The 26,317-nt window shown below is 64.4% G+C and carries 26 protein-coding genes and 1 tRNA gene; 20 read left to right on the top strand and 7 right to left on the bottom strand.

The annotated features are described in order from the left end of the window. Positions 1 to 468 precede the first annotated feature (468 nt). On the top strand, positions 469 to 735 hold the full coding sequence (locus ACT4OC_RS30040; protein ID WP_444842692.1) for a hypothetical protein: 267 nt from the start codon (positions 469 to 471) through the stop codon (positions 733 to 735). Between the two features lie 101 nt (positions 736 to 836). Here ACT4OC_RS30040 and ACT4OC_RS30035 read toward each other — a convergent pair whose 3' ends face one another. The 3 genes from ACT4OC_RS30035 to ACT4OC_RS30025 all read right to left on the bottom strand — a co-directional run bounded on the left by ACT4OC_RS30035 (position 837) and on the right by ACT4OC_RS30025 (position 1,878). Next, a complete protein-coding gene (locus ACT4OC_RS30035) occupies positions 837 to 1,097 on the bottom strand; it encodes a DUF3551 domain-containing protein (protein WP_444842691.1) in 261 nt (86 codons plus the stop codon). Positions 1,098 to 1,303: 206 nt separating this feature from the next. Continuing rightward, a complete protein-coding gene (locus ACT4OC_RS30030; RefSeq protein ID WP_444842690.1) occupies positions 1,304 to 1,597 on the bottom strand; it encodes a GIY-YIG nuclease family protein in 294 nt (97 codons plus the stop codon). Positions 1,598 to 1,784: 187 nt separating this feature from the next. Then, positions 1,785 to 1,878, bottom strand: a tRNA-Ser gene (locus ACT4OC_RS30025). A gap of 882 nt (positions 1,879 to 2,760) precedes the next feature. Here ACT4OC_RS30025 and ACT4OC_RS30020 point away from each other — a divergent pair. Both ACT4OC_RS30020 and ACT4OC_RS30015 read left to right on the top strand, forming a co-directional pair. Next, positions 2,761 to 4,305, top strand: coding sequence for a porin (locus ACT4OC_RS30020; protein ID WP_444842689.1), 1,545 nt, complete (start codon positions 2,761 to 2,763; stop codon positions 4,303 to 4,305). Positions 4,306 to 4,423: 118 nt separating this feature from the next. Then, positions 4,424 to 4,678, top strand: a complete 255-nt coding sequence (locus ACT4OC_RS30015) for an AbrB/MazE/SpoVT family DNA-binding domain-containing protein (RefSeq protein WP_444842688.1) — start codon at positions 4,424 to 4,426, stop codon at positions 4,676 to 4,678. Between the two features lie 42 nt (positions 4,679 to 4,720). Here the strand turns inward: ACT4OC_RS30015 and ACT4OC_RS30010 are convergent, their stop codons facing one another. Then, positions 4,721 to 6,955 carry a transglycosylase SLT domain-containing protein gene (locus tag ACT4OC_RS30010; RefSeq protein WP_444842687.1) on the bottom strand — a complete coding sequence of 745 codons (2,235 nt, stop codon included), beginning with the start codon at positions 6,953 to 6,955 and terminating at the stop codon, positions 4,721 to 4,723. A 237-nt stretch (positions 6,956 to 7,192) separates the two neighbouring features. On the opposite strand from ACT4OC_RS30010, the gene dapA reads away from it, so the two are divergent. The 4 genes from dapA to ACT4OC_RS29990 all read left to right on the top strand — a co-directional run bounded on the left by dapA (position 7,193) and on the right by ACT4OC_RS29990 (position 9,775). After that, positions 7,193 to 8,083 carry a 4-hydroxy-tetrahydrodipicolinate synthase gene (gene dapA / locus ACT4OC_RS30005; RefSeq protein WP_444842686.1) on the top strand — a complete coding sequence of 297 codons (891 nt, stop codon included), beginning with the start codon at positions 7,193 to 7,195 and terminating at the stop codon, positions 8,081 to 8,083. Between the two features lie 115 nt (positions 8,084 to 8,198). Next, on the top strand, positions 8,199 to 8,609 hold the full coding sequence (gene mscL, locus ACT4OC_RS30000) for a large conductance mechanosensitive channel protein MscL (RefSeq protein ID WP_444842685.1): 411 nt from the start codon (positions 8,199 to 8,201) through the stop codon (positions 8,607 to 8,609). Between the two features lie 9 nt (positions 8,610 to 8,618). Next, the gene (smpB, locus tag ACT4OC_RS29995) at positions 8,619 to 9,092 is read left to right on the top strand and encodes an SsrA-binding protein SmpB (RefSeq protein ID WP_444842684.1); all 474 of its coding nucleotides are present in this window, start codon (positions 8,619 to 8,621) and stop codon (positions 9,090 to 9,092) included. A 107-nt stretch (positions 9,093 to 9,199) separates the two neighbouring features. Further along, complete coding sequence (locus ACT4OC_RS29990; RefSeq protein WP_444842683.1) at positions 9,200 to 9,775, top strand: peroxiredoxin; 576 nt, start codon at positions 9,200 to 9,202, stop codon at positions 9,773 to 9,775. Positions 9,776 to 9,873: 98 nt separating this feature from the next. Here ACT4OC_RS29990 and ACT4OC_RS29985 read toward each other — a convergent pair whose 3' ends face one another. Next, complete coding sequence (locus tag ACT4OC_RS29985; RefSeq protein ID WP_444842682.1) at positions 9,874 to 10,542, bottom strand: uracil-DNA glycosylase; 669 nt, start codon at positions 10,540 to 10,542, stop codon at positions 9,874 to 9,876. Next, complete coding sequence (locus tag ACT4OC_RS29980; RefSeq protein WP_444842681.1) at positions 10,514 to 11,164, bottom strand: LabA-like NYN domain-containing protein; 651 nt, start codon at positions 11,162 to 11,164, stop codon at positions 10,514 to 10,516. The genes ACT4OC_RS29985 and ACT4OC_RS29980 overlap by 29 nt, the downstream gene beginning before the upstream one ends. A 361-nt stretch (positions 11,165 to 11,525) precedes the next feature. On the opposite strand from ACT4OC_RS29980, the gene rpoZ reads away from it, so the two are divergent. The 11 genes from rpoZ to ACT4OC_RS29925 all read left to right on the top strand — a co-directional run bounded on the left by rpoZ (position 11,526) and on the right by ACT4OC_RS29925 (position 23,616). Further along, complete coding sequence (gene rpoZ, locus ACT4OC_RS29975) at positions 11,526 to 11,918, top strand: DNA-directed RNA polymerase subunit omega (RefSeq protein WP_291611054.1); 393 nt, start codon at positions 11,526 to 11,528, stop codon at positions 11,916 to 11,918. A gap of 226 nt (positions 11,919 to 12,144) precedes the next feature. Continuing rightward, positions 12,145 to 14,412 carry a RelA/SpoT family protein gene (locus tag ACT4OC_RS29970; protein ID WP_444842680.1) on the top strand — a complete coding sequence of 756 codons (2,268 nt, stop codon included), beginning with the start codon at positions 12,145 to 12,147 and terminating at the stop codon, positions 14,410 to 14,412. Between the two features lie 97 nt (positions 14,413 to 14,509). Continuing rightward, positions 14,510 to 15,277 carry a pyridoxine 5'-phosphate synthase gene (locus ACT4OC_RS29965; RefSeq protein WP_444842679.1) on the top strand — a complete coding sequence of 256 codons (768 nt, stop codon included), beginning with the start codon at positions 14,510 to 14,512 and terminating at the stop codon, positions 15,275 to 15,277. Continuing rightward, a complete protein-coding gene (gene acpS / locus ACT4OC_RS29960; protein WP_444842678.1) occupies positions 15,274 to 15,693 on the top strand; it encodes a holo-ACP synthase in 420 nt (139 codons plus the stop codon). Before ACT4OC_RS29965 ends, acpS begins: the two co-directional genes overlap by 4 nt. Before the next feature lie 288 nt (positions 15,694 to 15,981). Further along, positions 15,982 to 16,740 (top strand): signal peptidase I, encoded by a 759-nt coding sequence (gene lepB / locus ACT4OC_RS29955; protein WP_444842677.1) that lies wholly within the window; start codon positions 15,982 to 15,984, stop codon positions 16,738 to 16,740. Beyond that, positions 16,737 to 17,573 carry a ribonuclease III gene (gene rnc / locus ACT4OC_RS29950; protein WP_444842676.1) on the top strand — a complete coding sequence of 279 codons (837 nt, stop codon included), beginning with the start codon at positions 16,737 to 16,739 and terminating at the stop codon, positions 17,571 to 17,573. The genes lepB and rnc overlap by 4 nt, the downstream gene beginning before the upstream one ends. Continuing rightward, positions 17,563 to 18,483, top strand: coding sequence for a GTPase Era (gene era, locus ACT4OC_RS29945; protein ID WP_444842675.1), 921 nt, complete (start codon positions 17,563 to 17,565; stop codon positions 18,481 to 18,483). Before rnc ends, era begins: the two co-directional genes overlap by 11 nt. A gap of 61 nt (positions 18,484 to 18,544) precedes the next feature. Further along, positions 18,545 to 18,925, top strand: a complete 381-nt coding sequence (locus ACT4OC_RS29940) for a hypothetical protein (protein WP_444842674.1) — start codon at positions 18,545 to 18,547, stop codon at positions 18,923 to 18,925. Between the two features lie 136 nt (positions 18,926 to 19,061). Continuing rightward, positions 19,062 to 19,817: a DNA repair protein RecO gene (recO, locus tag ACT4OC_RS29935; protein ID WP_444842673.1), complete on the top strand. Its 756-nt coding sequence runs from the start codon at positions 19,062 to 19,064 to the stop codon at positions 19,815 to 19,817. Between the two features lie 75 nt (positions 19,818 to 19,892). Continuing rightward, a complete protein-coding gene (parC, locus tag ACT4OC_RS29930; protein WP_444842672.1) occupies positions 19,893 to 22,142 on the top strand; it encodes a DNA topoisomerase IV subunit A in 2,250 nt (749 codons plus the stop codon). 241 nt (positions 22,143 to 22,383) lie between these two features. Next, positions 22,384 to 23,616 carry an MFS transporter gene (locus ACT4OC_RS29925; protein WP_444842671.1) on the top strand — a complete coding sequence of 411 codons (1,233 nt, stop codon included), beginning with the start codon at positions 22,384 to 22,386 and terminating at the stop codon, positions 23,614 to 23,616. Here ACT4OC_RS29925 and ACT4OC_RS29920 read toward each other — a convergent pair. Then, positions 23,607 to 23,798: a helix-turn-helix domain-containing protein gene (locus ACT4OC_RS29920; protein ID WP_444842693.1), complete on the bottom strand. Its 192-nt coding sequence runs from the start codon at positions 23,796 to 23,798 to the stop codon at positions 23,607 to 23,609. The two genes, ACT4OC_RS29925 and ACT4OC_RS29920, sit on opposite strands and share 10 nt — an antisense overlap. A 510-nt stretch (positions 23,799 to 24,308) precedes the next feature. On the opposite strand from ACT4OC_RS29920, the gene dmeF reads away from it, so the two are divergent. Beyond that, positions 24,309 to 25,256: a CDF family Co(II)/Ni(II) efflux transporter DmeF gene (gene dmeF, locus ACT4OC_RS29915; protein WP_444842670.1), complete on the top strand. Its 948-nt coding sequence runs from the start codon at positions 24,309 to 24,311 to the stop codon at positions 25,254 to 25,256. Positions 25,257 to 25,358: 102 nt separating this feature from the next. Further along, a complete protein-coding gene (gene arsC / locus ACT4OC_RS29910; protein WP_444842669.1) occupies positions 25,359 to 25,766 on the top strand; it encodes an arsenate reductase (glutaredoxin) in 408 nt (135 codons plus the stop codon). Positions 25,767 to 26,317: the final 551 nt, after the last annotated feature.

The raw sequence follows: 26,317 nt of genomic DNA, 5'->3' as shown, positions 1-26,317 counted from the left end.
GCTTGCGGGGGTGGCCGCCGCGCTCGAAGTGCGCGGCGGGTGGGGGCTCTCTCAACGCAGGGAATCCCGACGTGGAAGCACCCCCACCCCAACCCTCCCCCGCAAGCGGGAGAGGGAGCGCGCGGTCCTTGTGGCGGCCTGCTGGTCCGGTGTGGCCTACGAAGCAAGGCGGCGAGGGCGGCTGCGGCAATGGTTATCGTTGTCCCAAACGCGACGGTAAACCGAATTTAGCGATTGCAAGAAAATGCCTGCGGCACAGGCATTTCCTCGATTCCGCGGCAAGGCGCCGGCTTCGCGCATTTACATGCCGTTCATCGCGATACTTAAACTGCCCTTCAAAATTTCCCGTCCATATTCGCCTCAACAAGCCGGCAAACGGCTGTTGGGGAATAAGCGTCTAAAGCAGCTGGGACAGGGGCCGCACTCGGGGGAGAACGCGGCCAACGACAATAAAAGGGGAGACCGAACATGTTTCATGGGACATTGGATCTGGACGGCGCCGTGCCGGTCGCGGAAACCGCGATCCAGGACGTGCTGTTCGAGCGCGGGCTTTACTGGGCGAGCGGCCGTTCCGGCGTCGTCAACCTCGTCGCCGCGCACAAATGGTTCAATCTCGCCGCGCTGAAGGGCCGCGCCGATGCGATCGCGCTTCGCCGCGAGGTCGCCGAGCAGATGAGCGAGGGCGAGATTGCTGCCGCGCTCAGCGAGGCACGCGCCTGGATGACCGCGCATTGATTGTGTCGCGGCCGGCGGGCCGCAACGCGTAGATCGATGCGCATCGACCGATGCGCCAGCCGCGGAAATCCTCGCGCTGCTGACGCTCAACAGGATTCACGTCACCGATACACTCGCCGGGCGGCCTTCGTCGCCCTGGCGTGCGCGAAGTACGGATTCGTCACGCACATGGCGGCCCGGCCGGACGCCGTGGCCTGACACTGCGGCAGCGAAAAATAACTGCAGTCGATCCATTCGCCGCCACCGAAGGATCCGTCGTAGACCTTCATGCATACCGGATGCGCCGCGTCGTAGGTCTGGGCGAGGGCAGGCGTCGCGGCAAGAATTGCGAACGCCAGGACAATTGAACTCGTGATGCGCATGCGAACCTCCTAACGAGCGGCTCTTGGGTCGAAGAGAGGCGCGGCGTAATGGGCACTTCGTCTTGAGACGATTCTCGGAGCCGCCCTGCGTCAGGCCAAGGGATAAAGGATTCACAATCGAGCAAGTTTACGTGAATGCTGGGATGGTGGAGATGACTTATCGCGATTTGGGCAACAGCATCGGGAGGCCTGATCGCATCAGCAACTCAGGCCTCACCTCTCGGATCGCAAACCTGCGTCGATCCTGGCGCGGCTGGCCCACGACCCAGGAATCTCTTCTTTGCGAATGCTTTTCCGGAGCCCGACTTGAAGTATCGTTCGAGGCTCCGTGCGGTAACTTCATCGCGTATCGCTACATAGGAACGAAGAATTACGGGGAGATACATGCTGGTGGAAATGACTTGCCCGAGTCCGTGGGATTGCACGCGGCGACGAAGATCGTTGGTCGAGCCAATATAGATGTCGCCGTTGCTTAGTTCGAGGAAGTAGACATACCACATAGGCAGCAGTCTCCCTGCGCTCCTCCGGAGCTTCGGGAGACACCCTTCGCCCCCGTTCTGCAGGTGGCGGGGAGGGAGAGAGCAAGTTCGAACCCGCCCGCCGTCGCTGCTTCGCAGCTATGGCGCGGCACCCGCTTCCCTAGCACTTCGTCGCGGCTCGCCGCGCCGAAGCGCAAGCGAAGGCGGGTGGCGGAGACGGAGGGATTCGAACCCTCGATAGGCCTTTACAAGCCTATAACGGTTTAGCAAACCGCCGCCTTCAGCCACTCGGCCACGTCTCCGTTACGGGTCGATATGCCCGACGCGCGGGCCCGCCGCAAGCGACACATAAGAAGAGTGTGCACCAGGCCAAGCGGGTCGCCGAACGGCCCGACGGGCGCGGCGAAAGCGTGTCTAAAATGCGACACTCGCGCCGGGAACGGCGATTCCGGAGCTGTCGCTCTCACTTTATGTACTGGCGCGACACCGGCAGCCCAGTTTCGTGCGCAACGATGCTGCGGGAAAGCCGGACGACGCTGTCCGGGAATCGCTCACGCGCCGGATTCGATTCTCGGCCATTGCGCGTCCATCGCGCGTCCGCAAACTTCCGCGCCGTCCTGCGATTCAAGTTATGCCTGCAACACAAGGCTTTCTTGTATGTCGGCGATCGGGAGCAGCTTGGCTGCGCCGATATCGACAGGTGCGTGCGGCTGACCACGCAGCAAAGCGATTCCCTGTGGGGGCGCGTGCGATTCCCGGATTGGATTCGTGCTGCAGGAGGTGATCCGCGGTGGAAAGGCGGGCGACGGGCCTCTTCGCAATGCAAGCGCAGGCAAATGGAACTTTTCCAGAAAACAAAATGTAATCAAATACTTGCGAGGAGTTATTACAGCCGGCCGCGTGTTATTTGTGCAACACCCATCCAAAAAGGGGCTGACTCGCCCCGTTTGAGGCGGTTCCTTTGTTGCGTGTGCAGAGTGCATCGGTAATTGTGACCGGGCGACGGAGGGGGGCATCCCGAGGTCGCCCCGTTATAGGTGGTTCGCTTAAGTCCCTCGCGTTCATGCGGGTGTGTCCGAAGGCGCGAAGCGGCTAGGCGGTGAATTAGGGACAAGGGAACCAACCTTAGGGTGTCTCACCCAGCGGATCCGGAACCTTCCCTTTGGAGCAACTTGGAGGTTAACATGAAGATGGTTAAGAGCCTTATCCTCGGCTCAGCGGCGGGTCTCCTCGCCATGGGTGGGGCACAGGCGGCTGATCTTCCCGTGAAGGCCAAAGCGGTCGAATACGTGAAGATCTGCTCCCTGTATGGTGCGGGTTTCTACTACATCCCGGGCACCGACACCTGCATCAAGCTGGGTGGCTACCTGCGCGTTGAAACCGCGCTCGGCACCAACGGCGTGTACAACGTCTCGACCGGTAATCCGGCTGGCGCGCGCAACCGCTACAGCAACTACTATACCGCCCGTTCCCGTGAGGACTTCAACATCGATACGCGCACCGCGACCGAATACGGCGTGGTCCGCACCTACTTCGATGCGACGTTCTCCTGGACGACCGGTGGCTACACCTCGACCAACGCGACGCCCAACGGCTCGGCGTATGACGCTGCTCCGGCGGGAACGAACGGAGGCGGCTCGGTAGCCGGCGGTTTCCTCGGCGTTTACTACGCCTTCATCCAGTTCGCTGGCTTCACCATGGGTAAGGCGGTTTCGCAGTTCTCCACTCCGTGGGTGAACTATCCCGGCAACAACTTCGACGGTCTCGTCGGCGGCGGCGGCACGGTCACTGGTGTGAACCAGTTCACCTACACCGCGCAGTTCGGCAACGGCGTGTCGCTGGCGTTGTCGGCTCAGGACCAGACGCAATACTACCAGGCGGGCATCCTGAACCTGACGGGCGCAACTGCGGCCGGCATGCTCGCTGGTGTCAACGGTCTTAACAACACCGCCGGCTCGCGTGCTCCGGACCTCGTTGCCGCGCTCCGCGTCGATCAGGCTTGGGGTCTGTTCCAGGCGTCATTCGCGGCGCACAACAACCACGCCGGCTACTACGGTGCGACCGAGCCGACCGGCCATCCCGAAGACAAGTGGGGTTGGGCTGCTCAGTTGGGCCTGTCGATCAAGAACATCCCAACTGGCCCGGGTGACACGATCAACTTGCAGGCCGTGTATACCGACGGCGCAACCCGCTACAACATCCAGGACCTCTCTCCGGCCAGCTACTCGATCCTGAGCGGCACCGGCTTGGCTGGCGCTTACCAGAGCATCGGGTTGGCCAACGCTCCTGACGCCGTCTACACGGGCATTAATCCCGCCGGCTCGGCTCTCGAGACCATCAAGACCTGGGGTTTCCGTGGCGCTTACACCCATAACTGGGATGCCTACTGGAACACGGCAATCTACGGCGCCTATGCACGCGTAGACTACGGCACGATCGGCACAGCCACCGTGTGCGCGAACATGCTTGTGTTGCTCAATCACAATCAGGCTGCTGGTGGAACCTGCAACCCCGACTTTAACATTGCGCAGCTGGGCTTGATCACCCGTTGGACTCCGGTCAAGAATCTGACTTTCTCGGCCGACCTCAACTGGACCCATCTCGACCAGAAGCACACGGGCACGATTACGCCCGCGGCCACTTTCTCGTCGTCCAAGCCGGCAACGGTGTACGAGCTGAAGGATCAGGACAGCATCACCCTGCTGCTCCGCGCTCAGCGCAACTGGTAATACCGGTCGATCCGATCTGATCTAGGGAAGCCCCCGGCAGGCAACTGCCGGGGGCTTTTCGTTGCGCGGGTGCTGAGGACGAAGTCCTGTGGCTCCGGCCGGCTATTGGAGACGGAACATGAAGGTGGCGTTTCAGAAGTGGGGCAGCAGCCTCGCGCTGCGAGTGCCGAAGGATCTTGCCGACGAAATCGGCGCCAGCGAGGGCAAGGCCGCGGAAATGACCGTGAGCAACGGCAAGTTGGTGATTGAGATCGCGCGACCACAGCGGCGCAGGCGTCGCTATACACTCGATGAGCTGGTTGCCGGCATAACGTCCGACAATCGCCATGGCGAGATCGATTGGGGACCGCCCGTTGGCAATGAAGGCTGGTGACTATCTGCCGCCAGCCATTCGCTATTCTCTATTCGCCATTCGCTATTCCGTGCTGGTGCCGCGGCGCAGGTCGGCCTCGATCATGAGTTTGGTGCCACCGCCGAAGCGGGCGCGGTAGACCTGCAGGTTCTCCATGATCCGCTGCACGTAGTTGCGCGTCTCGGAGAACGGGATCAGCTCGACCCAGTCGACGGCGTCGATCTTGGGGTCGCGCGGATCGCCATAGCGCTCGATCCACTTCTTCACGCTGCCGCGGCCGGCGTTGTAGGCCGCAAACGTCATGATGTAGGAGCCGCGATAGTCCTCGAGCAGGCCGCCGAGCTCGGCGGCGCCGAGCGTGGCGTTGTAGACCGGATCGTTCTTCAGCCGCGCGAGATCGTAGGTCGCGCCATGGCGCTTGCAGACATATCGCGCCGCATCCGGCGTCACCTGCATCAAGCCGTAAGCCTGCGCCGGCGACACCACCGACGGGTTGAAGGCGCTTTCCTGGCGCGCGATGGCGTAGACGATGCTCTTCTCGACCTCGGGGCCGATCGCCTTGAACGGCGGAATGCCGTTGACCGGATAGGCGTAGAAATCGAAGGGCAGGCCGCGGTTCAGCGCCGCCTTGCCCATCAGCAGCATGCCGCGCGCATCGCCATGGCGGGCGGTGATCTCGCCCAAACCCGCCAGCGCCTCGGGATCGCCGTTCTCGCCCATATCGGCGAGCAGAGGGACGGCGATCGCGTCCTCGTCGAGCTCGTAGAGCAATTGCGCGGCGCGCACGATTTCGAGCCGCTCGGGGCTGCGGCCGCGCGCCGACGGCGCGCCGTTCAGCTCGATCTGCGGCAGGCCGAGCTTGGCCCGCGCAAGCTGGCCGTAATAGCTGGTCGACTGCTCGGCGGCGCGGGTATAGGCCGCGCGCGCCTCCTGCGCCCGGCCGGCCGCCTCGGCCGCGCGGCCTTGCCAGTAGCCGGCGCGCGCCAGCGCCGTCGGATTGACACTGCCGACGCCGATGCGCGCGAAATGCTGGGCGGCGACGGCGGGATCCTTGAGGAAACGCAGCGCGATCCACCCCGCCGTGAATTCCTGCTCGGTCTTGTAGATGTCCCTGGACGGCAGCGCCGCGTCGCGCGCGATCAGATAAGCGGTGCGGAACTCGTTGGTGTCGATCATCTTGCGGGCGAGCAGACGCCGCTCGATCCACCATTCGTCGAGATTGTGCAGCCGCCCCGGGTCCTTCGGCGCGCTCATCATCAGCTGTGCGGCTTCGGCGAATCTCTCGTCGCGCCGGAGCATCTGGATCCTGGCGAAGAGATAGCCGGGGTCGGAATGCAGCTCGCGCGGCACCGCATCGAGCAGGGTCTTGAGATTGCCGCCCTTGCGGTTGGCGGCGATCCGCGCCTTCGCCAGCGCGACATAGCCGGAGCCGAGCCGCTTGGCGGCGCGCATGCCGGCCGCCTCGTTCTCGGTGCCGTAGAGCAGGGTGTCCATCCGCGCCCTGTGGTCGCCGCCGTTCAGGAACGCGCCGAACAGGTCGAGCGCGTTGCCCTCGGTGTCTTCCGACATCGCATCGTTGCGCCAGGCCTGCCGCACCAGCCGCTCGGCATTGGCGCGGTCGCCGCGGGCGATCATCGCCTTCGCCAGCGCCAGGCGGCCTTTCGCCGAGATCGGCGATTGGTTCTCGAACCACGACCAGATCGTGGCGTCCTCGCGCCTGTCGTCCCACAACGCAGCCTCGAGCCGGCGGCGCAGGAAGGTCTGCGACGGCCAGCTCGGATTGGCCGCGATGAAGGCGCGATAGCGTTCGACGGTCACGTTGTTGTTGTCGCTGCGCAGGATCAGCCACTCGCCGAGCTTGCGCGCCACCGGATCGGAAATCGCCGCCAGGGCCTGGCTCGCTTCATCGGGCCTGCGCTTGCGCAGGAGCTCGATGACGTTCTCGAGCGCCTGCTTGTCGGCCTGCGAGGTCGATGACGTCGCGGCGACGGCCGCAGGCGTGACGGGCTTGCGCGCAGCCACCGACGGCGGGCGCGGCGGCGGTCCCAGGGGGGCGGTGGCCGGCGCATGCGCGAGCTGGACCGGCGCGGCCGAAGCAATCTTGCTGTTCTTGTCGGCAGGCTTCGCCGGGGCGACGGTCGCGGTCGTCGCAGGCACGACATTGCGCGCGATCGGCCGCGGCTTCGGTAGCGGAATCTTCGGCGCGGCTTCAGCCGGAACGGAAAACGCCACGACCAGCGCCAGGCACGTCGCCAAAGCAGTGGATCGCAACGCTGCTGCGCGCACGGTTCGGGTCACGGCGTTCCTTCGCGGCGAATCGATAAGGCTGGACCTGCCCCAGCTCTATTCGATTGAATATGTGGACAAAATACTAACGGACCCCTGCGGCCCCAGCGCTCTGTGCGCCCATACCGCGGCAAAATAGCGGCCATTGGGCGATGGAACAGGACCGCTGCGGCCCTTTCAAGGGGACTTCAGACCCGATATGAATTGCGCTTCAGTTCACCTGCCGCGCGCAAGTTCCGGAGGAAGTCCATGGCAGCCAAGACAAAATTCAGAGGGTCGTTCACCGCTCTGGTCACGCCCTTCAAGAATGGCTCGCTCGATGAGGCCGCGTTCCGCTCCCTGGTGAACTGGCAGATCACGGAGGGCACCAACGGCCTGGTCCCGGTCGGCACCACCGGCGAGAGCCCGACGCTCAGCCATGACGAGCACAAGCGCGTGGTCGAATGGTGTATCGAGGAGGCCAAGGGCCGCGTGCCCGTGATTGCGGGGGCCGGCTCCAACTCCACCACGGAAGCGGTCGAGCTGTCGCAGCACGCCGAGAAGGCCGGTGCCAACGCCGTGCTGATCGTCACACCCTATTACAACAAGCCCACGCAAGAGGGCATGTACCAGCACTACAAGGCGATCAACGACGCCATCAACATCCCGATCATCATCTACAACATCCCGGGCCGTTCGGTGATCGACATGTCCGTCGACACCATGACGCGGCTGTTCGAACTGAAGAACATCGCCGGCGTCAAGGACGCCACCGCCAGCATGGTGCGGGTGTCGCAGCAGCGCGCGGCAATGGGCGAGGATTTCAACCAGCTCTCCGGCGAGGACGCCACCATCATCGGCTACATGGCCCATGGCGGCCATGGCTGCATCTCCGTCACCTCCAATGTCGCGCCGCTGATGTGCTCGGAGTTCCATGCGGCCTGGCAGAAGGCCGACGTCGCCACCGCGCTGAAGCTGCACGACAAGCTGATGCCGCTGCACACCAATCTCTTCATCGAGTCCAACCCTGCACCGGTGAAATACGCGATGTCGCTGCTCGGCAAGATGGACGAGAAGCTGCGGCTGCCGATGGTGCCGGTGATGGAATCGACCCGCGTTGCCGTGCGCAGCGCCATGGTGCATGCCGGCCTGATCAACTAGAGCGTTTTCAAGCGAAGTGGACACCGGTTCGCGTGAGGAAAACGCGTCAAATCAAGAATCGCCGCCGCGTTCCACTCGCGTGAGCAGCCCGCGCATCGCAGGGAAGGACTTCGCCATGCTGAAGGAATTCAAGGAATTTGCGATGAAGGGCAACGTCGTCGACCTCGCGGTCGGCGTCATCATCGGCGCTGCCTTCGGCGCCATCGTCAATTCGCTGGTCGGCGACGTGATCATGCCCATGATCGGCGCCATCACCGGCGGGCTCGACTTTTCCAACTACTACACGCCGCTCGCCAAGTCGGTCACTGCTACCAACCTGGCCGACGCCAAAAAGCAGGGCGCCGTGCTGGCTTGGGGCAGTTTCCTGACCTTGACTCTGAACTTCCTGATCGTCGCTTTCGTGCTGTTCCTCGTGATCCGCGCCATGAACCAGTTCAAGCGCAGGGAGGAAGCCGCGCCCGCGCCCAAGCTCAGCAGGCAGGAAGAGCTGCTGACCGAGATCCGCGATCTCCTGAAGAAGAGCTGAAGAACCAACGTGGCCGACAAGAACGAGCGTCCGATCAAGGTCGTCGCCGAAAACCGCAAGGCGCGCTGCAACTATGCGATCGAGGACACGATCGAGGCGGGCATCGCGCTGACCGGCACCGAGGTGAAGTCGATCCGCAGCGGCAAGAGCACGATCGCGGAATCCTACGCCGATTCCAAGGACGGCGAGCTCTGGCTGATCAACGCCAACATCCCCGAATATCTGCAAGGCAACCGCTTCAACCATGAGCCGAAGCGCCCGCGAAAGCTGCTGCTGCACCGCAAGCAGATCAACAAGCTGATGGGCGCGGTCGATCGCGAAGGCATGACGCTGATCCCGCTAAAACTCTATTTCAACGAGCGCGGGCGGGCGAAGCTGCTGCTGGCGATCGCCAAGGGCAAGAAGCTGCACGACAAGCGCGAGACCGTGAAGAAGCGCGACTGGGGCCGCGAGAAGGGCCGCCTGATGCGCGCGCGGGGGTAGGATGGCGAGTAGCGAATAGCCAATAGCCAATAGCCAATAGCGAATAGAGCAATCGAAGCCCATTCGCCATTCGCTACTCACTATTCGCCGCTTCGAAGGAGGCACAAATGGCTCAATCCAATCTGCTCGAAGTCGACTGGAGCCAGATCCCGGCGCCGTCGGACGACGGCGGCGCGGCGCATCTCGCCGGCATGAAGATCCCTCCGGTGAGCCTGCGCGCCACCGACGACACCGTCGTCGACCTGTCGCAGCTTGCGGGCCGTACCGTTGTGTTCGCCTATCCCCGCACCGGCGAGCCGGGCAAGATCAGCCTCGTTGACGACTGGGACATGATTCCGGGGGCACGCGGCTGCACGCCGCAGACCTGCGCCTTTCGCGATCTCTTCGCCGAGCTGAAGGCGGCCGGCGCCAAACATGTGTACGGTCTTTCCACCCAGAGCAACGAATATCAGGCGGAGATGGCCGCGCGGCTGCATCTGCCGTTCTCCGTTCTCTCGGACGAGAAGCTGAAGCTGACCGAGGCGCTGCAACTGCCGACCATGGAAGTGGCCGATCTGACGCTGATCAAGCGCCTTGCGCTGATCGTCGACGACGGCCGCATCACCCATGTGTTCTATCCGGTGTTTCCGCCGGACCGGAACGCGGGCGACGTGCTGGCGTGGTTGCGGGAAAACCCGCGCTGATTTTGTAGTGTGGGCAAAGGCGCCCTTCGCGCCGTGCCCACCTTCATGAGCACGGAGCAAGACAGGTGGGCACGCTGGCGCTTGCCAACCCTACGATTTCAGCCCAAATCCTTCCGCACCCGCGCGAACACGTCGCGGAACATCTTTGGCGTCAGCACGCCGGTATTCGTGTTGTAGCGCGAGCAGTGATAGCTGTCGTAGAGGCGGATGTTGCCGGCGCCGTGCACGGCCCCGTGCGCAAAGGGCGCGGCCGAAGCCTTCAATCCCAGCGCCTTGACCGTCGAATCATGGGCGACCCGCCCGAGCAGCACGATCGACCTAAGCTTCGGCATCGTCGCGATGGTCGCGGCCAGGAAAGCCCGGCAGGTGTTGATCTCGGCCGGCAGCGGCTTGTTCTGCGGCGGCACGCAACGCACGGCGTTGCTGATGCGGCAATCGACCAGCGTGAGCCCGTCATCCGGCCGCGCCCGGTAGACGCCGCTGGCAAAGCCGTAGTCGAGCAATGTCGAATAGAGCAGGTCGCCGGCATAGTCGCCGGTGAACGGCCGGCCGGTGCGGTTGGCGCCCTGCAACCCGGGCGCAAGCCCGACAATCAGGACTTGCGCATTCGGATCGCCGAAGGACGCAACCGGCGCGTTGTGCCAGGCCGGCTCGCGCGCCCGCGCCTCGCTGCGAAACGCCGCCAGCCGCGGACACAGCGGGCAGTTGTTCTCGGGTTCGGTCGCAGAGACCTCGAGACTAGTCTTCGAAATCGTCGCCGGCTCCACGGGGCGCCATGGTGGTGGCGCGCTGCAGGAACTGCGGCGCGTGGTGACGCTCGCCGCCGCGCTCACCGCGATCGCGCGGGGCAGGGCGCTCGGAGGGATCGCGGCCGAGCTTGGACTGCAATTCCACGAGGTCGGTGAAGACGTCGGCCTGGCGGCGCAGCTCGTCGGCGATCATCGGCGGCTGGCTGGCAATGGTGGAGATCACGGTCACCCGCACGCCGCGGCGCTGCACGGCTTCCACCAGCGAGCGGAAATCGCCGTCGCCGGAGAACAGCACCATCTGGTCTATATGCTCGGCGAGCTCCATGGCGTCGACCGCGAGCTCGATGTCCATGTTGCCCTTGACCTTGCGGCGGCCGGAGGCGTCGATGAATTCCTTGGTCGCCTTGGTGACGACGGTGTAGCCGTTGTAGTCGAGCCAGTCGATCAGCGGGCGAATCGAGGAGTATTCCTGATCCTCGATGATGGCCGTGTAGTAGAAGGCGCGGAGCAGGGTGCCGCGGCCCTGGAATTCCTTGAGCAGGCGCTTGTAGTCGATATCGAAGCCGAGCGTCTTCGCCGTGGCGTAGAGGTTGGCGCCGTCGATGAAGAGCGCGATCTTGTTGGAAACGGGTGTCGACATCAAAAGCCTTCTCGCTTGGTAGTTGTTAACGCGTTTTCGCGCAGCTGCAAAGAGCTGCGCGCAGTTTCACGCCGTGCGCCTAAAGTTCGGTGAATCCGTCCCCCCGACAGTCACCACTGCAATTGTGGTACGGCGAGGGCGAAAAACCTAGTCCTTTGACACTGTAATCTAGTGATTTGGCTCGTCCTGGACGGCACTTGGGCCCTGTCTCTGGACGCTCCGGCCTTTCGGCCCCGGCGAGGGGTTAGCAGAGGGGGAGGCTAACGCCAAATCACAATTTAGCCTTGCGTATTCCTACCGACGCCTATAACTAACGGCCAACAATCAGCAATTTAGGCCCCATTTAACGGAGCGACAGCAGATGGCGCGCGTCACCGTGGAAGACTGCATTGACAAGGTGGACAACCGGTTCGACCTGGTTCTGCTGGCTGCGCACCGCGCGCGCATGATCTCGTCGGGCTCGCAGCTCACCGTCGATCGCGACAACGACAAGAACCCGGTCGTGTCGCTGCGCGAAATCGCGGAATCCTCCATTTCCCCCGAGGATTTGAAGGAAGAACTGGTTCATTCCCTGCAGAAATTCGTCGAGGTCGACGAGCCCGAGCCCGATACCGTGCCGCTGATCGGCTCGGCCGGCGCCAGCGTCGATGCCGACGACACCGAGGTGGCGGTCGAACGCATGACCGAGGAGGAGCTGCTCAAGGGCCTCGAGGGCCTCGCGCCCCCGGAAGAGCAGCCGGAAGAGGACGAGTAACCCTTAACCCACCGCAATTTTACGAAAAGGCCCGGACAATTGTTCGGGCCTTTGCTTTTGTTGACATTTTTTTTGTTAGGATGCGTTCTTGAGGCGGCGGCGAGCCCTCTATGCACGGTTGGGTGCATTCCGGCAGAACGCCGCATGAGGGGTGTGCAGCTGGCCCATGGGTAGGCGATAGCAGGCAGCGAATCGGATGGTGTTTTGGCGTCGCAGTTCACGGCAGATGCAGGCCGCAACCGGGCAGGTTGCGGCGGCGCCCGCCACTGCGCCTGCTCCCGCCCGTCCGGCCAAGCCGCGTTCCGGCATGATGCGGCAATACGACCTGGTTGAAAAAGTCAGGTCATACAACCCGGAAACCGACGAAGACCTGCTCAACCGCGCCTATGTCTACGCCATGAAGGCGCATGGCGCGCAGACCCGTGCCTCCGGCGATCCCTATTTCTCCCACCCGCTCGAGGTCGCGGCGATCCTTACCGACCTCAAGCTCGACGACGCCACCATCGTCGCCGCCCTGCTGCACGACACCATCGAGGACACCGAGGCGACGCGCGCCGAGATTGACCAGATCTTCGGCCACGAGATCGGCGCGCTGGTCGAGGGCCTGACCAAGCTGAAGCGGCTGGAATTGGTCTCGCGCGAGGCCAAGCAGGCGGAAAACCTGCGCAAGCTCTTGCTGGCGATTGCCGACGACGTCCGCGTGCTCCTGATCAAGCTCGCCGACCGCCTGCACAACATGCGCACGCTGGAGTTCGTGCCGCCGGCCTCGCGCCGGCGCATCGCGGAAGAGACGCTCGACATCTATGCACCGCTCGCCGGCCGCATGGGCATGCAGGAAATGCGCGAGGAGCTGGAGGACCTTTCCTTCCGCAGCATCGATCCGGAAGCCTATGCCGTGGTCAAGCAGCGCCTCGACGGGCTGGCCGAGCGCAACCGCAACCTGATCGGCGAGATCGAGAGCCAGCTGCAGAAGAACCTGCAGAAGAACGGCGTCGTCGCCCATGTCTACGGCCGGCGCAAGAAGCCGTTTTCGATCTGGACCAAGATGGAGCGCAAGTCGATCGGCTTCGAGCAGCTGTCCGACATCTTCGGCTTCCGCGTGGTGCTCGACAGCGTGGAAGCCTGCTATCGTGCGCTTGGCGTGGTCCACACCACCTGGCCGGTGGTGCCCGGCCGCTTCAAGGACTACATCTCGACGCCCAAGCAGAACGACTACCGCTCGATCCACACCACGGTGATCGGTCCCGGCAACCAGCGCGTCGAGCTGCAGGTCCGCACCGAGGAGATGGACCGGATCGCCGAATTCGGCATCGCCGCGCATGGCTTCTACAAGGACGGCGTGGGCTCGCCGACCGAGCTTCTCAAGCGCGAATCCAACGCCTTCGCCTGGCTGCGCCACACCATCGGCATGCTGTCGGAAAGCGCCAACCCGGAAGAGTTTCTCGAGCACACCAAGCTCGAACTGTTCCACGACCAGGTGTTCTGCTTCACCCCGCGCGGAAAGCTGATCGCGCTGCCGCGCCATGCCAACGTGATCGATTTCGCCTATGCCGTGCATACCGACGTCGGTAACAGCGCGGTCGGCTGCAAGATCAACGGCAAGTTCGCGCCGCTGTCCTCGGAGCTTGCGAACGGCGACGAGGTCGAGGTGCTGACCTCCGAGGCGCAGTCGGCGCCGCCGTCGGCCTGGGAAACGCTGGCCGTGACGGGCAGGGCGCGTGCCGCCATCCGCAGAGCCACCCGGACCGCGGTGCGCGATCAATATGCCGGGCTCGGCCGGCGCATCGTCGAGCGCCTGTTTGCGCGCGCCAAGATCGACTATGCCGACGACAAGCTGAAGGGTGCGCTGCCGCGGCTGGCGCGAACGTCCATTGAGGATGTGATGGCTTCGGTCGGCCGCGGCGAGTTGAAAGCCTCCGACGTCGCCCGCGCGATGTATCCCGACTACAAGGAGGAGCGGGTCGCGCGCTATGGCCTGAAGAAGGGGCTCGCCGACAAGCTGAAGCAGGCGCAGCCGCAGCATCCCTCGCGCTCGACCGCCGTGATCCCGGTCGGCGGCACCGGCAAAGCCGATTTGCCGATCAAGTTCGCGCCCAACGGCGGGGCGGTGCCGGGCGACCGCATCGTCGGCATCGTGACGCCCGGCGAGGGCATCACGATCTATCCGATCCAGGCGCCCGCGCTGAAGGATTTCGAGGACGAGCCCGAGCGCTGGCTCGACGTGCGCTGGGACATCGACGAGACCACGCCGCAGCGCTTTCCGGCGCGCATTCGCGTCGATAACGTCAATGAGCCCGGCAGCCTCGCCCAGGTCGCCACCGTGATCGCCGAGCATGACGGTAATATCGACAATATCAGCATGCACCGCCGATCGCCGGATTTCACCGAGCTCACCATCGACCTCGAGGTCTACGACCTCAAGCATCTCAGTGCAATTATCGCGCAGCTCCGTGCAAAGGCGGTCGTCGCGCGGGTCGAGCGCGTCAACGGATAATGGTATTGTCGTTGCCGGGCTTGACCCGGCAACCCATCCTTTTCAAGAGATGGATGCGCGGGTCGAGCCCGCGCATGACAATTCTGGCGAGTCCACCATGCCCAAACCCCCGCCGCTGCGCCTTGGCGTCAATGTCGATCACGTCGCGACGCTCCGCAATGCGCGCGGGGGGCTGCGTCCCGATCCCGTGCGGGCCGCCCTTGCCGCCATCGAGGCCGGCGCCGACGGCATCACCGCGCACTTGCGCGAGGATCGCCGCCACATCCGCGACGAGGACATGACGCGGCTGAAGGCCGAGATATCGAAGCCGCTGAATTTCGAGATGGCGGCGACCGACGACATGCTGCGCATTTCGCTGGCGACAAGGCCGCACGCGGTATGCCTGGTGCCGGAGCGGCGCGAGGAGCTCACCACCGAGGGTGGGCTCGACGTCGCCGGTCAGCACAATCATCTGCAGCCGTTCATCGCCCGGCTCGGCGACGCCGGCATTCGCGTCTCGCTGTTCATCGCCGCCGATCCGCGCCAGATCGAGATGGCGGCGAAGCTGCGCGCGCCCGTGATCGAGATCCACACCGGCGCCTGGTGCGACGCCGTCGTCGACGGCCACACCGCTAAGGCCGATGCCGAATGGCAGCGCATCGTGGCCGGCGCGAAACTCGCGCGCGCCGCGGGCCTCGAGGTGCATGCCGGCCACGGGCTCGACTTTGCCACCGCGGAAACCATCGCCGCGCGGCCCGAGATCGTCGAGCTCAACATTGGCTACTACATGATCGGCGAGGCGATCTTCGTCGGCATCGGCGAGACCGTCCGGCAGATGCGCGCGGCGATGGCGCGCGGGCGGCAGAAGGCGGAAAGCGCGGCATGATCATCGGCATCGGCTCCGACCTGATCGACATCACCCGCGTCGCCAGGGTGATCGAGCGCCACGGCGACCGCTTTCTCGACCGCATCTTCACGGACGCCGAGCGCGCCAGGGCCGAGCGGCGCGCCAAGAGCGAAAAGATGGTGGTCGCTACCTATGCCAAGCGCTTTGCCGCCAAGGAGGCCTGTTCCAAGGCCCTGGGGACGGGAATCCGGCGGGGAGTGTGGTGGCGCGACATGGGGGTGGTGAACCTGCCGGGCGGCCGGCCGACCATGCAGTTGACCGGCGGCGCGCTGGCCCGCCTGCAGGCCCTGACGCCCGCGGGGTGCGAGGCCCGGATCGACCTCTCCATCACAGACGATTGGCCGCTCGCGCAGGCCTTCGTCATAATTTCGGCGGTCGCCCCCGGCAAATCCTGACGCCTTCCGGGCGGACTCGTATCCGGATAGGGATAAAACTAAAAATAATCGATATATCAATGGCTTGCATAGTTTTGTTGCCGGCCTTGATTGCGCGTCTTCGAACAACCGTCTAAAACGCCGCAGGGTTGGCAAGTCGAGAGAGGAGCGGCTTTCGGTTCGCGCCGGAAAACGTTCTCAACAACAGAAATAGAGAGCATTTTGTTTGGGCGGGACGGGCAACCGATTCGCCCAGGGAAAAAGCTCTGCCACCGCACGGGGCTTCCGCGCGCGGAAAACGGGAAAGCGATGAGCGTGACTTCAGGGACTAAATCAGAGAGCGGATTTGGTGAAACCGTTCGCGTCATCATCCATGCCCTGCTGATCGCGCTGGTGATCCGCACCTTCCTGTTCCAGCCCTTCAACATCCCTTCCGGGTCGATGAAGGCGACGCTGCTGGTCGGCGACTATTTGTTCGTATCGAAATATTCCTACGGCTACAGCCACTACTCGATCCCGCTGTCGCCGCCGCTGTTCTCCGGCCGCATCTTCGGCTCCGACCCCGCCCGCGGCGACATCGTCGTGTTTCGCCTGCCCAAGGACGACTCGACCGACTACATCAAGCGCGTGATCGGCCTGCCCGGCGATCGCGTCCAGATGAAGGAGGGGCTGCTCTACATCAACGACGTGCCGGTCAGGCGCGAGCGGCTTTCCGATTTCGTCGGCGAAGACCCTTGCGGCTCCGACGCCGCCGCCCGCGTCAAGCGCTGGAGGGAGACGCTGCCGAACGGCGTCAGCTACGAGACGCTCGATTGCGTCGACGTCGGCTTCTACGACAACACCAACGTGTACACCGTCCCGGCCGGCCATTTCTTCATGATGGGCGACAACCGCGACAACTCGACCGACAGCCGCGTGATATCGGCGGTCGGATACGTGCCGTACCAGAACATCATCGGCCGCGCCCAGATGATCTTCTTCTCGATTGCCGAGGGCGAACACGCCTGGATGTTCTGGCGCTGGCCGACGGCCGTGCGCTGGAATCGCCTCTTCACCATCGTGCGATGAACGACGACACCCCCGTCATCCAGAAATCGGCCAAATCCGGCGACGCAAGCCAGGAGCCCGACGCCGCGGCGAATCCTGTGCCCGCCAAGGAGGCTGCGCCGAAGAAGAAGCAGGGCGCCGGCGCGCGCAAGACGGCGGCGCTGAATTCGATCGAGACCCGCATCGGTCACAAATTCACCAAGCGCGCCGGCCTCGTCACGGCGCTTACCCATGTATCGGCGCTCAGTCCGGCCAAGCGCAACCGCGCCGACAGCTACCAGCGCATGGAATTCCTCGGCGACCACGTGCTCGGCCTCGTCATCTCCGACATGCTCTACAAGGCGTTTCCGAAGGCCGACGAGGGCGAACTGTCCAAGCGCCTCGCCGACCTCGTGCGGCGGGAGACCTGTGCGGAGGTGGCAAGGTCCCTTGGCCTCGGCGAGGACATCAAGCTCGGCGCCGTCGGCAATGCCGCGGCTGCGGCGCGGTTGCGCGAGTCCGTGCTCGGCGACATCTGCGAGGCCGTGATCGGCGCGATCTATCTCGACGGCGGCTATCCGGCGGCGGCCGCTTTCGTCGAGCGGCACTGGACCGAGCGCATGCACAAGAACCGCCGCCCGATGCGCGACGCCAAGACCGCGCTGCAGGAATGGGCGCAATCCAGGGGACTGCCGACCCCCGTCTATCGCGAGATCGAGCGCACCGGCCCGCATCACGATCCGCATTTCCGCGTCGCGGTGACGCTGCCGGGCCTGGAGCCGGCCGAAGGCGTCGGCGGCAACAAGCGCGCGGCGGAGAAGAGCGCGGCGCTGGCCATGCTCGCCCGCGAAGTCGGCGGCAAATATGAAGGCTGACGAAACGGCGCTGGCCGCGACGCGCTGCGGCTTCATCGCCCTGATCGGCGCGCCCAATGTCGGCAAGTCGACGCTCATCAATGCGCTGGTCGGCGAGAAGGTTTCGATCGTCTCGCGCAAGGTGCAGACCACGCGCGCGCTGATCCGCGGCATCGTCGTCGAGGGCAATGCGCAGCTGATCCTGGTCGATACGCCCGGCATCTTTGCCCCGAAGCGGCGGCTCGACCGCGCCATGGTGACGTCAGCCTGGAGCGGCGCGCACGATGCCGATCTCGTCTGCGTGCTGCTCGATGCCAAGCTCGGCCTCGATGCGGAAGCCGAGGCGATCCTCGCAAGGCTGGCCGGCGTCGCGCACCCGAAGATGCTGGTGATCAACAAGATCGATCTCGTGCCGCGCGAAAAGCTGCTGGCGCTGGCCAAGACCGCCAACGACCGCATGAAGTTCGAGCAGACCTTCATGATCTCGGCGCTGTCGGGCGACGGCACCGCCGATCTGCGCAGGGCGCTGGCGTCTGCGCTGCCGGAGGGGCCGTTCCTCTATCCGGAGGACCAGATGTCGGTGGCGCCGATGCGCCATCTCGCCGCCGAGATTACCCGGGAAAAGATCTATCGGCAGCTGCATCAGGAGCTGCCGTACCAGTCCACGGTCGAGACCGACAGCTGGACCGAGCGCAAGGATGGTTCGGTGCGCATCGAGCAGACGATCTTCGTCGAGCGCGAAAGTCAGCGCAAGATCGTGCTGGGCAAGGGCGGCGCCACCATCAAGTCGATCGGGGCGGCGGCGCGCAAGGAGCTCGCCGAGATCGCCGGCCACCCCGTGCATCTCTTCCTGTTCGTGAAGGTGCGCGAGGACTGGGGCGACGATCCCGACCGCTACCGCGAAATGGGGCTCGAGTTCCCCAAGGAATGAGCATGATCCCAAAAGGTGGGAGCCGGTTTTCATGCTCGAGAAGTAGGGGGCCTGTTCCCGCATGAACGTGCCGAAGAACGTCTGGTCGTTCGAAATTCTGCTCTGCGCATCGCTGCTGCTGGATGCGCTGTCGCTGGCGTTCGCGGACCGCACGCCGAGACCCGGCGTGACCGAGCAGATGATCACGGCGCAAGCCATCTTCGCGGCGGGAATGCTGGTATCGGTGTTCTACCTGATCTGGCTTGCGGCCCGGCGGCGCAAGGGATGGCCGCGCTGGGTGCTTGCAGTGCTGCTCGCGCTGTCGCTGCCCCAGCTCGCCCAGGCGATCGCCGTGCGCGGCTTCGGGCTCGGCGTCGTCGTCGACACCGTGTCCGCCCTGCTGGCGGCGTGGGGGCTGTATCTTTCCTTCACGGGCGATGCGAAGGACTGGTTCGATGCGTGATTGACGCTTAACGGCGTGGGGCGGATTAGATTGGCCGTAAAGCGTAATCCGCCGCCGCCAGCAAATTGCCGTGAATTGGCGGATTACGCTGACGCTAATCCGCCCTACGAAAGTCCTGATGTTATAGACTTGCCCCATGGAATGGACCGACGAAGGCATCGTGCTGGGCGTGCGTCGGCATGGCGAATCCTCCGCCATCGTCGAGCTGCTGACGCGCGCGCATGGCCGGCACCTCGGCCTGGTGCGCGGCGGGGCCGGCTCGCGGATGCGGCCGCTGCTGCAGCCCGGCAACGGCGTGCGCGCGGTGTGGCGGGCGCGGCTCGACGAGCATCTCGGCACCTACGTCATCGAAGGCCTGCGGTTGCGCGCCGGCGCGCTGCTCGCCTCGTCGCACGCGGTCTATGGCGTCACGCATCTGGCCGCCCTGGCGCGCCTGTTGCCGGAGCGCGATCCGCACGAGGACATCTACGACATGCTGGAGCACACGCTCGACGATTTCGACGACGCCGGCGGTGCTGCCGCCCATGTGGTGCGCTTCGAGCTCGCCATGCTCGCCGAGTGCGGTTTTGGGCTCGACCTCTCCAGTTGCGCCGCCACCGGCGCGACCGCCGAGCTTGTCTACGTCTCGCCGAAGTCCGGCGGCGCGGTGTCACGCAGCGCGGGCGAGCCCTGGCGCGACCGCCTGCTGCGTTTGCCGGCCTTCTTGCGCGAAGGCGAGGGCGGCGCTAACGCCGTTAGCGACGAGGACCTTCAGGACGGTTTCCGGCTCACCGGGATGTTCCTGCACCGGCACGTGCTGGAGCCGCGCGGGCAGGGCCATTCCGACGCCCGCGAGGGTTTTGTCAACGCGGTGCTGAAATATAGGGCGCGGGCCCGGACCGCGGTTCCGTAGCGCCCCCGTGCAGCCTAAATTGAGCTGCTGATTCGCAACCGATTCGACCACCCCAAATCATCCAGAACGGCTCCCATGGGTAAGCAAGTAACTCCGCCGGAACCGGCCGAGGTCCACGAGGTCATGCTGCGCGATGCGCTGGAAGAGCGCTATCTCGCCTATGCGCTCTCGACCATCATGCACCGCGCGCTGCCGGATGCCCGCGACGGCCTCAAGCCGGTGCACCGGCGCATCCTCTACGGCATGCGCCTCTTGCGCCTCGACCCCGGCGCGGCCTTCAAGAAATCCGCAAAAATCGTCGGCGACGTCATGGGCTCGTTCCATCCGCACGGCGACCAGGCGATCTACGACGCCATGGTCCGCCTCGCCCAGGATTTCAACTCGCGCTACCCGCTGGTCGACGGCCAGGGCAATTTCGGCAACATCGACGGCGATAATCCCGCCGCCTACCGCTACACCGAAGCGCGCATGACGGATGTCGCGCGTCTCCTGCTCGAAGGCATCGATGAGGAGGGCGTCGAGTTCCGACCGAACTATGACGGCCAGTCGATAGAGCCGGTGGTCTTGCCCGGCGGCTTCCCGAACCTGCTCGCCAACGGCGCGCAGGGCATCGCGGTCGGCATGGCAACCGCGATCCCGCCGCACAACGCCGCCGAACTGTGTGAGGCCGCGCTGCACCTGATCGACAAGCCCGACGCCAAGTCGAAATCGCTCCTCAAATGGGTCAAGGGCCCGGACTTCCCGACCGGCGGCATCGTGGTCGATTCCAAGGAGGCGATCACCGAGGCCTATGTCACCGGGCGCGGCTCGTTCCGCACCCGCGCGCGGTGGAAGCAGGAAGAGGGGTCGCGAGGCACCTGGGTCGTCGTCGTCACGGAAATCCCGTGGCTGGTGCAGAAGTCGCGGCTGATCGAGAAAATCGCCGAGCTGCTCAACGAGAAGAAGCTGCCGCTGGTCGGCGACATCAGGGACGAATCGGCCGATGACGTCCGCATCGTGATCGAGCCGCGTGCGAAAACGGTCGATCCGGAACTGATGATGGAGTCGCTGTTCAAGCTCACCGAGCTCGAAAGCCGCATCTCGCTGAACCTCAACGTGCTGATCAAGGGCAAGATCCCCAAGGTAGTGGGCCTCGCCGAATGTTTGCGCGAATGGCTCGACCATCTGCGCGACGTGCTGATCCGCCGCACAAACTTCCGCAAGGGCCAGATCGAGAACCGGCTGGAAATCCTCGGCGGCTATTTGATCGCCTATCTGAATATCGACAAGGTGATCAAGATCATCCGCACCGAGGACGAGCCGAAGCCGGCGCTGATCAAGGCCTTCAAGCTCACCGAAATGCAGGCCGACGCCATCCTCAACATGCGGCTGCGCTCCCTGCGCAAGCTCGAGGAGATGGAGATCAGGACGGAGGACAAGAACCTCCGTAACGAATTGAAGGGCGTCAAGTCGCTGCTCGGCTCCGAGCCCGAGCAATGGAAGAAGGTCAGCGAGCAGGTCACCAAGGTCCGCGACATGTTCGGACCGAAGACGCCGCTCGGCAAGCGCCGCACCACATTTGCCGACGCGCCCGAGCACGACCTCGCCGCCATCGAGGAGGCCTTCGTCGAACGCGAGCCGGTGACGGTCGTGGTCTCCGAGAAGGGCTGGGTCCGCACCATGAAGGGCCATGTCGCCGATCTCTCCGGCCTTGCCTTCAAGACCGACGACAAGCTCGACCACGCCTTCTTCGCCGAGAGCACCTCGAAGCTTCTCGTCTTCGCCAGCAACGGCAAGTTCTATTCGCTCGACGTCGCAAAACTGCCGGGCGGGCGCGGCCATGGCGAGCCGATCCGCATGTTCATCGACATGGATCAGGATGCGGCCATCGTCTCGCTGTTCGTCAACAAGGGCGGCCGCAAGTTCCTGGTCGCCAACACCGACGGCCAGGGCTTCGTCGTCAACGAGGACGATTGCGCCTCCAACACCCGCAAGGGCAAGCAGGTGATGAACGTCGACATGCCCGTGGAAGCCTGCGCCATCGCAACCGTTGCCGGGGATACCGTCGCGGTGATCGGCTCCAACCACAAGATGGTGCTGTTCCCGCTGGAGCAGGTGCCGGAGATGGCGCGCGGCCGCGGCGTCCGCCTGCAGAAATATGCCGGCGGCAAGCTGTCGGACGTCGCCGTGTTCGACGCCAAGGGGCTGACCTGGAAGGATTCCGCCGGCCGCGAGCAGAGCATGACCATGAAGGAGCTGTCCGACTGGCGCGGCAACCGCGCCGACGCCGGCCGTCTGGCCCACGGCCTGCCGAAGTCGAACAAGTTCAACCGCGGCGTGGAGTAGGGGACCAACAAGAGCCGTCATGGCCGAGCTTGTCCCGGCCATCCACGTCCTTTGAGCCAACAAGCAAGTAAGACGTGGATGCCCGGGACAAGCCCGGGCATGACGAGCGCTATTCCGCCGGACGCCTTGTACGCAGGCCCGTTCCGTCCTAGTTTTGCGCTCACGGGGACACAGCAGGCTCCCCGTCAGACGGCGTTCCGTCCAAGCTCTGCGCACCACTCCCTGACGTGGAGGATTGCGCATGGAAGCAGGCACGACGGTCCAACCGAAAGAAGCCGCCAGCTCCTCGCTGATCGCGCTGCTCTATGCAGCCCGCGCGCTGCGCGGCTTCGGCGACGGTTTTGCCATCATCATCCTGCCGGCCTACATGACCGCGCTCGGCTTCGACGCGGCAGCGGTCGGCATCGTCGCCACCGCCTCGCTGCTCGGCACCGCGCTCTTCACCCTCGTCATCGGCTGGATCGCACCGCGCTTCGATCTGCGTGCACTGCTGCTGTTCGGCGCGGCGCTGATGACGGCAACCGGCCTCGCATTTCCCAATGTCGAGCATCTCACGCTGATTGCGCTGGTCGCCTTCATCGGCACCGTCAATCCCTCCGGCGGCGATCTCGGCGTCGCCGTGCCGCTGGAGCATGCCGTGTTGGCGCGCACGGCTTCCGACGAGCGGCGCACGCAGATATTCGCGCGCTACAGCCTGATCGGCGCGCTCTGCGCCGCCGCCGGCTCGCTCGCCGCCTCGCTGCCGGACTTTCTCGTCGCATCGGGCAGCTCGCAACTCGGCGCATTCAGGCTGATGTTCTACGCCTATGCCGCGCTCGGCGTTACCTGCGCGCTGCTTTATCGCCGGGCGCCGCATGCCCGCGCCGAGGAGAAGGCGCATGCGCCGCTCGGCCCCTCGCGCGGCACGGTCTACAAGCTCGCCGCGCTGTTTTCCGTCGATGCCTTTGCCGGCGGCTTCGTCGCGCAATCGCTCTTGGTGCTCTGGCTGTTCCAGCGCTTCGATCTAACGTTGTCGGCGGCCGGCGTGTTCTTTTTCTGGGCCTCGACAATGTCGGCGTTCTCCTATCCGGTCGCCGCCTGGATCGCGCGCCGCATCGGCCTCGTCAACACCATGGTGTTCACGCATATCCCTTCCAGCATCTTCCTGATCCTGGCGGCGTTTGCGTCCAACCTCTACGTCGCGCTGGCGCTGCTGCTGTTGCGCTCGGCGCTGTCGCAGATGGACGTGCCGACCCGGACCTCCTATGTCATGGCCGTGGTGACGCCGGCGGAGCAGCCGGCGGCGGCCAGCGTCACCGCGGTGCCGCGCAGCCTCGCCTCCAGCATCAGCCCCGCGATCGCGGGTGTGCTGCTGACCACGAGCTTTGCCGGCCTGCCGCTGGTGGTCTGCGGCGCGCTGAAGATCGCCTACGACCTGGCGCTGCTGTATTCGTTCCGCCACATCAAGCCGCCGGAGGAGCGAAATCACCCATGATCGTTGTTTGCGGCAACGTCGATCCCGCTGGCCGAATATTCCCGTATCTTGTTGCGCAGGGTGCGGACCGAGATTCCCAGCACGCGCGCGGCGCGGGTCCGGTTTCCGTCGCAGCGAACAAGCGTCTGCAACACCAACTCACGCTCGACCTCTCCGACGGTTGCTCCGATCAGCAGAGCCATAACCTCAGTTGGGGAAAACGATGGCCTTAATGCTTCATGGACCAATATCTTGGACACAATGGACACCTCCACGGGCGCTTCGCTTGTCACGATTACTACCCCGAGAGATCTGAAATGCTGCGCCGGTTTGGTTAATGAGTTCTTAAGTAGATTCAACTCTGCGTCGAAATTCAACTTTACTCGCGAAATCTGCGCCGTGCCAGAACGACCAATGCACGCAATCGTGCAGAGAACAGCTTTTTTCCGATCATGATTGAAACACGCCGGCTGCGCCGCATTCGAAGTTCTGAATCTCTCGTCGGACGGCTGCTTACGTCCACGTTTGCCTTGAGCGACTCATTCCGACTCTCAACGGAGACAAGCTGTAAAGCGCGGCCGCGCCATGAAGCGGAATGCCGGGACATTTCGCTGCATTCCCGGGATTCAATTCGCCCCTGTAATAGTATTCGCCCTTCCATGGGCTATATCGAACTAAAGCGACGATCGGTGCTTTGCGCCCGGAGATGAGCCATGCATTCCCATTCCCTCGACCAATGGACTCATGACCACGTCTACCTCGGCGCGAAGCACTCGCGCAACGAGCGCCGCACCTGGTTCGTGGTCGTCCTCACCGCAATCATGATGGTCGGCGAGATCGTCGCCGGTATCCTGTTCGGCTCGATGGCGCTGCTCGCCGACGGCTGGCACATGGCGACCCACGCCACCGCGCTCGGTATTGCGGCACTGGCCTATCTCTTCGCCCGCCGCCAGGCGCGCAACAGCCGCTTCACGTTCGGCACCGGGAAATTCGGCGATCTCTCCGCGTTTGCCAGCGCCGTCATCCTTGCCATCGTCGCGATCCAGATTGCCTTCGGGAGCGTCGAGCGGCTGGTGAATCCGGTTGCGATCGCCTATCGTGAGGCGATCGCGGTCGCCGTGCTCGGGCTTGCCGTCAATCTTCTCAGCGCCTTCCTGCTGCGCGAGGAGCATGATCATGACCACCCCGGGCATGGCCACCATGGCCACGATCACGGGCATGGCCACCATCACCGCGACAACAACCTGCGTGCCGCCTACGTCCACGTCATCGCCGACGCCGCCACCTCGGTGCTTGCCATCATTGCGCTGGTGACCGCAGCCTGGTTGCAGTGGAGCTGGGCCGATCCGGTCGTCGGTATCGTTGGTAGCGCCGTCATCGCCAGCTGGGCGGTCGGCCTGTTGCGCTCCTCGGGAAGCGTGCTGCTCGACTTCAACAACGCCGCCAAGATGGAGGATATGATCCGCCGGCGCCTGGAGACGCGCGGCGACCGCATCACCGACCTGCATCTCTGGCAGATCGGCCCCGGCCACCGCGCCGCGGTGATCTCGCTCGTTTCCGACGACCCGTTGCCGCCGTCGGACTACAAGCGGCGGCTGAGCGGATTGCATGGGCTGAGCCACGTCACGGTCGAAGTGGAAATCTGCCGGCATGAAAGCTGACGTAGGGCGAATTAGCCGAAGGCGTAATCCGCCATAATGACCTCCGCGGCGGATTACGCTTCGCTAATCTAATCCGCCCTACGCGTTACACATGAGGCGCCGGTGAAAGTCACGATCTACCACAACCCCTCTTGCGGCACCTCGCGCAACACGCTCGCCATGATCCGGCAAAGCGGCGAGGAGCCCGAGGTGATCGAGTATCTGAAGACGCCGCCGAGCCGCGAGCGGCTGCGCGAACTCATCGAGGCCATGGGCATCCCGGTGCGCGCATTGCTGCGCGAGAAGGGCACGCCTTACACCGAGCTCAACCTCGCCGATCCCAAATGGAGCGATGACGAACTCATCGACTTCATGCTGGCGCATCCGATCCTGATCCAGCGTCCGATCGTCGTCACGGCCAAAGGCGTGCGGATGTGCCGCCCGTCGGAGTTGGTGCTCGACCTGCTCGACAAGCCCGTGGCGTCCTTCGTGAAAGAGGACGGCGAGGTGGTCGGGAAGTCGAGGCGTTAGCTCGATCGGACGCCTGCCTCCCACTCGCCATTCCCGAGGGCTCTCCCTCGCTCGCGCTTTCCGGCGAGCCCCGGAGTGACAAGAAGTGTTGCAAATCCGGCACGACGGGCAAATCACCTTCGGTTTGCCGGAATCGTGTCAAGCCCTCTGCGCAAAAATATTTCTCTTTACCGGAATTCTGATTTGCGTTATATGTCCGCCCAGCCCGCGCCACCGTGAGGGACGTTTCGCGATCGTCACGAAACGTGGTGCGGGTTGCGATGGGCCGCTGCCGGCGTCAGGTGCCTTGTGCACCGGGCGAAACGTCGGCGGCGGACGGTGAAGTCGTGTGGTCCTGGCGCCGCGACCCTGGCGCTACGTCGGCGGAATTCTCTTCCGCCGGCTACGGGGGCAAGAAAGGCCGCTCCCCGGGGAGAGCACGAAGTAAGCCGCCAAACCATTGCGCGGGGAAGGTCGGGATGTCCTGGCTGTACCTGTCAAATCCGTGTGCGTTTTCTTACTACCGTTGCACACGGTGCTGCGGGCGCAGCCGGCGCCCGGCCTTCTCCGCG

It is taken from the genome of Bradyrhizobium sp., from assembly GCF_052389815.1.
Lineage (GTDB): Bacteria > Pseudomonadota > Alphaproteobacteria > Rhizobiales > Xanthobacteraceae > Bradyrhizobium.
The sequence above is the reverse complement of the archived record's forward strand: the minus strand, read 5'-3'. Positions and strand labels throughout refer to the sequence as shown.